Source organism: uncultured Campylobacter sp., from assembly GCF_938031315.1.
GTDB lineage: Bacteria > Campylobacterota > Campylobacteria > Campylobacterales > Campylobacteraceae > Campylobacter_B.
On sequence record NZ_CALHHT010000401.1, the window covers coordinates 1 to 5181 of the forward strand.

The window sequence follows — 5181 nt, forward strand, 5'->3', positions numbered from 1 at the left end:
TCGCGGCTAAAGCCTGTTCTTACGCTGCTTGCAGGAATTTTAACCGCGCTTTCGTATCTCGCAAGAGTTCGTATAAGGTAGAAATTTTATCTAAAACCGCAAGCTCGGCTCGCTCACTTATCCGCACCGCGCAGTATGCTGAATAAAATTTAAAATTCTGCGCAGCGTAAATTCAGCCCGCGCACCGCAATAAGGCTAAATTTAAATTTAGCCTTGACGACGAGAAGGCATCGTGCTTTAAATTTAAAATCCACGTAAAATCTTGAATGAAATTTTGATATAAAAAGGCGGCTAAATTTTAAATTTTATCAAAATTTAGCCGCGAGATGAGGTGCTTACTTTCTTTCGTAGAAAATTACTAAGGCGTCTTCTGCCACCCTTTTACCAGTGAACGAACTTGTTTTAATAATATCATCGGCAACATCTTCGGTCACCATAAATTTATCCGACAAACTTATGCTTTTATCGGCATTCACGATAAAATTTAATTCGATCGCAGCCTGTGGCGGCAGCTCTGCTGCCTTTCCAAGCTGTAGCCTTATTTGGCTAGGCGTTAGCTGCGAATAATAAGCGACGTCTTCTAATGAATCAATAATATCACTCATATAAATCGCAGAAGTTTTTGGTTCACCATCCTTTAGTATTTCATCTTTTAATTTATCGTCGCAATCAACCGGCTTTTTTTGAAATGAGTAATCTATTTTGCCTCTGTCTTTGAGCTCCTCTTGAAATTTCGTCTCATTTATTTTGCAATGTTCATTTGCCAATTTAAGTAAACGCTGTTGTTTATCATCAGATTTATCTTTATAGAAAAGCACGGCACCTCTTAAAGACGTGTTTAGCGTAGCCTCTTTATATTTTTTGTTAAAGGCATCTACATCGACCTTTACTTTCTCCATATCCACGTCGCAGACCATCTTAACCGTCTTTAATCCGCCGTTTTCCTCTTTGCTCCAGGTGACACTTTTGCAGATTTTCGAGCCCTCGATCGCCGCGCCGATACTCATAGATTTAAAATCGGGCAGGGTGTAGTTTTTCACAAGCTCCACATCGTTATCGCCGCATCCTGCAAAAATCAACGCCGCAAGTGCAGCGCCTAATGCGTATTTCATACTCGCTCCTTGAAGAAAAGTTAACGAGCAATGCTATCCATTCTGTTTAATAACGGATAAATTTAGAGCTGAAAATTGAGATAAATTCGCGAAGTACGTGGCTAAAAGCGTGAAAGATAAAATTTAAAGATGGAATTTTAAAAGAATTCGGCGAGAGAGGGAGGGAATCGAACCCCCCGGAAAACGGTCAACCGCCCTCCTATCGGATTTGAAGTCCGCAGACGCCACCAGGTCGCCATCCTCTCCAAATGCGGGAATTATAGCGAGATAAAATTTATTTAGCTTTAAAGAGGCTAAATTTTAATCCCTTTCGGCTCATTATTAGCGAAGGTAGGATTATGAGCGCGCCCAAAAGCAGCAGGCTCATCACCAAACATATCAGCAGGCCGAAGTAGATCGTAGGCCAGAAATTACTCATCATCATCACGCTGAATCCCAAAATGATCGCAAACGATGTATAATACATCGCGTATCCGATACTTGCGTGGCTCGCGCGGATCGCTGCAGCCTCGTCGCCGCTACGCGCAAACTCCCGCTTGTAGCGGTAGATGTAGTGGATGACGTCGTCCACGCCGATACCGATGCTAATCGCCGCTATCGTGATGCTCATGATATCTAGTGGAATGCCTGCAACCCCCATAATGCCGAAGCAGGCGCAAAGCGGGATTAAATTTACGACGATCGCGATGAGCGCGTATGACAGCGAGCGAAAGATGATCACGAAAAGCACGAAAAGCACGAGCACCGTGATACCCAAAGTGCCTATCTGCGAGCTCATCAGGCTTTGAAGCATATTGTTATAAAGCACCATTATGCCGCTGATCTGCGCGCTTGCCTGCTCGCCTTCGAGCAAAGAATTTAGCCCGCTTTGCAGATCTTTTAGGAATTTTGCTCTGCGTAAGCGCGGATCGCTGTCTATCGTGCGGACGCTAAAGTGCGCCTCGTTCGCTTCGATATTTACAAAAGGTGAAAGCACCATCTCGCGGTAGTTTTCCGGCATTTCAGAGTAGATCAAAGCAAGGCTTAGATCGTCCAGATCGCGCCCCTGATTGATCTGCTTGCCGAGCTTTAAAAGCGATGCAAGCGAGCTTATATTGCCGATAAACTCGTGCCCCGTGACGTTTTTATCCTTCAAAAAATTGTCTATCTTGCCGATGATACGCATCTTTTCGGAGGTGAACCAATACTGCGGCTTGTTTTCGTTGGCGGCGTATTCCGCTTCGAAATCGCCAAAATCGTCGCTCGCGGTGGAATTTTGCTCTAAATTTGCGGCATGGGTTTGATCTAAATTTACGGCGCCGCTTGGCTGTGCTGCCGCAGCGGAGCCTTGCTCGGAAAAATTTTGATCATTTAAATTTTGCGCCGTGGCGGTAGAATTCTGAGTAGCGGAATTTTGCGCGATAGAATTTTGCCGAGTAGAATTTGCCGCAAAATTTCGCCCAGCAGGATTGGAATTTTCGCCGCTATTAAAATTTGCGCTACCGCTCGCGGAATTTTTACTCTCGCTAGCGGCGGGATCTGCGCTGCTCACACTTTTAAATTTAACGACGATATCAAGCGGGATCGTTCCGCCCAGATTTGTATCGATAACCTCCATACCCGCGCGGATGTCGGTGCTTTTTTTGAAGTAGCCGATGAAGCTGTTTTCGACGCGCAGCTGCGAGATACCGTATAGCCCAAAGATCACCGCCGCAGCGCACACGCCGTAGACCGCGCCTCTGCTACGTAGCGCCGTTTCGGCGCACCAAAGCGTAAATTTAAAGTGCTGCTCGAAGCTGCGGTTATTGTGCGTGCGCCTTAGAAGCGACATAACCGCGCCGAATACTCCAAATGCCGTAACTAGCGAGATACTGATGCCTACGCTCATCATAATTCCCAGAGAAATTACGGGTTTTATATCGCAAAAAATTAGCGACATAAAGCCGATGACGGTCGTAAAGATCGCGAAAAAGCAGGGTCTTGCGCGCTCGCGCAGCACTGCATAAACGAGCTGGCGCTGCGAAAAGGCGTGAAAGCGCGCGCTAAACTCGCGGTAGGCGACGATTAGGTGGATACAGACCGAAACCGTTATGATGAGCTGAAGCGCTATGAAATTTGAGCTAATCACTGTGACCTCAAAGCTCAAAAAGCCGAATAATCCGGCTGCGAGCACGACCGAATACGCGCAGATGATAAGCGGCAGCAGGATAAATTTCGCCTGTCTAAAAAAGAGCCAAAAGCACGCTAACAGAAGCACCAAGGCGCCGAGTCCGTAGGTCGTTAGATCCGAGCGGACGTAGCCTACCATATCGTCGGCGATCATATTTAGTCCGCCCAAAAATAATTGGTCGCCCGCAAATTCCTTCTCAAAACCCGCGATCAACGCGCGCAAAGCCACAATGTCGCGGTGATCCTTTTCGCGTAGTTCGTCGCGGTAGGATTTGAAATTTTGCTCCGAAGCTTTAAGCGCATCTTTAAGCTGTGAAATTTGGACCTTGGAGCGGTTGCCCTCATGCTCCGCTTGCTTTAGAGCGCTTTTGGCTCCGTCTCTTAGGCGCAAAAGCTCCTCGTAGCGGCTCTGCGGCTTTAAATTTATTAAAATTGCGGTAGTGCGAAGATCGGCGCTTACTAAATTTGACGCATAAAAGGGGCTTATAGAAAGCTCGCGCCTAGCCGCGGTTAAATTTACGTCCGCGTCGGTAAGAGTGGGTATGTGCTTAAGCAGCTCGCTCATACCCTCGCTTTTGTTTAGCAAAAGCGGCACGTTCGTGATGTCCGTGACGCTAGCGACGAAATCAAGCTTGGAAAAAGCTGCGTCCATCTGCTCTATTTTGCGGATCGTCTCGGGCGCTAAAAGATCGCCCGCGGGAGTATAGGCGACGACTAAGAAATTCGGCGTTTCGTAGCGCTTGGATACTTCGCGCCAAATTTGAAGATCCTCGTCGTTATCAAGCAGTAGCGTCTGGGTCGAAGCGTCGATCTCGAGCTTTGTGGAGTAGTAGCCGAAAAACAGCGCCAGCGCCGTAAACAGCGCAAGCGTGATTTTCGGAAACGCGACGATTAGGCGAAAAATTTTTTTCAAATACCGCTCTTTTAGGCGTGCCGCTATTCGCCGCTATTGATGACGGTGGAATTTAGCCGCTTTATGAGCTCGTCAAAGCTCAAATTTTGCGTTACGTCGCCTAGCTGCGAGCGATAGGTTTGGATTAGGCTAACGCCCACGATATCGACGTCGTAGATACGCCAATCGGAGCCGTTAGGATAAAATTTAAAATCTATGTCGTAGTTTTTCTGCTCGCCGATGACCTGCGTTTTTAGTACGCGGCGCTTATCGCTAGGGCTTTGTTTGCTTAGCACCTTCATATCCTGATCGGTGTAAAGCGAAAGTTTTTCGATAAACGAGCGCTTTAGATGCGCTTCAAAGGCCTTATTAAATTCCGCGATCTGCACCGGGCTAAGGCTAGCGTAATGCTTCGCAAGGGAGAGCTTCGCCATCATCTTATAATCAAAATAGCCGTCGAAAAGCGCAAAGATTTTCGCGGGCTTTGCGTCTTTGGGCGCGCTGCTTCGCATAATGCCTACGGCCTCGGCGACCTTTTGGCTCATCACGGGCTCGATATCCGCATCGTTAATGGCGTGCGCCGAGATCAAAAGCGCTCCGCAAAGCGCTAGAACTTTTAAAATTTTCATTGTTATTCCTTTATTAGTTTCTCGCGATTTTGCTCGTAAGCATCGCGTAAAAACGGATATAGATCCACCGCATCTTTGGTCATTTTTTCATAAAATTCCGGATCGCGCGAGTAATCGTTGAATAGTCTAAATCCGTTGACAGAGTTTCGTACCGTGCCGTCTTCGATATAGCTTATCGGATTTGTGAAATAATCTCCCACCATTCCGAAAGTATCGCGTAGATTGCTCTGCCCTAAGATCGGCCAGACGATGTGCGGACCTGCTGGCACGCCCCAATATCCGAGCGTCTGCCCGAAATCCTCGTCGTGGCGCGGAATTCCGTAGTATTTGCCCGCCATATCATTAAGTCCGCCGAAGCCGACGGTCGAATTGATCAAAAATCGCTTCGTCTCGTCCCAAG

At 47.3% G+C, this 5181-nt stretch carries 4 protein-coding genes; all 4 read right to left on the reverse strand.

Going from position 1 to position 5181, the window contains the following annotated elements; all coding sequences use genetic code 11:
• Positions 1 to 335 precede the first annotated feature (335 nt).
• Positions 336 to 1112, reverse strand: coding sequence for a hypothetical protein (locus Q0236_RS10055; RefSeq protein WP_297917370.1), 777 nt, complete (start codon positions 1110 to 1112; stop codon positions 336 to 338).
• Positions 1113 to 1386: 274 nt separating this feature from the next.
• Positions 1387 to 4173: an MMPL family transporter gene (locus Q0236_RS10060; RefSeq protein WP_297917372.1), complete on the reverse strand. Its 2787-nt coding sequence runs from the start codon at positions 4171 to 4173 to the stop codon at positions 1387 to 1389.
• A gap of 23 nt (positions 4174 to 4196) precedes the next feature.
• Positions 4197 to 4781, reverse strand: coding sequence for an ABC transporter substrate-binding protein (locus Q0236_RS10065; RefSeq protein ID WP_297917374.1), 585 nt, complete (start codon positions 4779 to 4781; stop codon positions 4197 to 4199).
• 2 nt (positions 4782 to 4783) lie between these two features.
• Positions 4784 to 5181 (reverse strand): MlaA family lipoprotein (locus tag Q0236_RS10070; protein ID WP_297917375.1); only part of this gene is annotated, 398 nt, incomplete at its 5' end.

Coding starts and splice junctions, on each gene's coding strand:
- Q0236_RS10055 (WP_297917370.1), bottom strand. CDS start 1,112: ATGAAATACGCATTAGGCGCTGCACTTGCGGCGTTGATTTTTGCAGGA.
- Q0236_RS10065 (WP_297917374.1), bottom strand. CDS start 4,781: ATGAAAATTTTAAAAGTTCTAGCGCTTTGCGGAGCGCTTTTGATCTCG.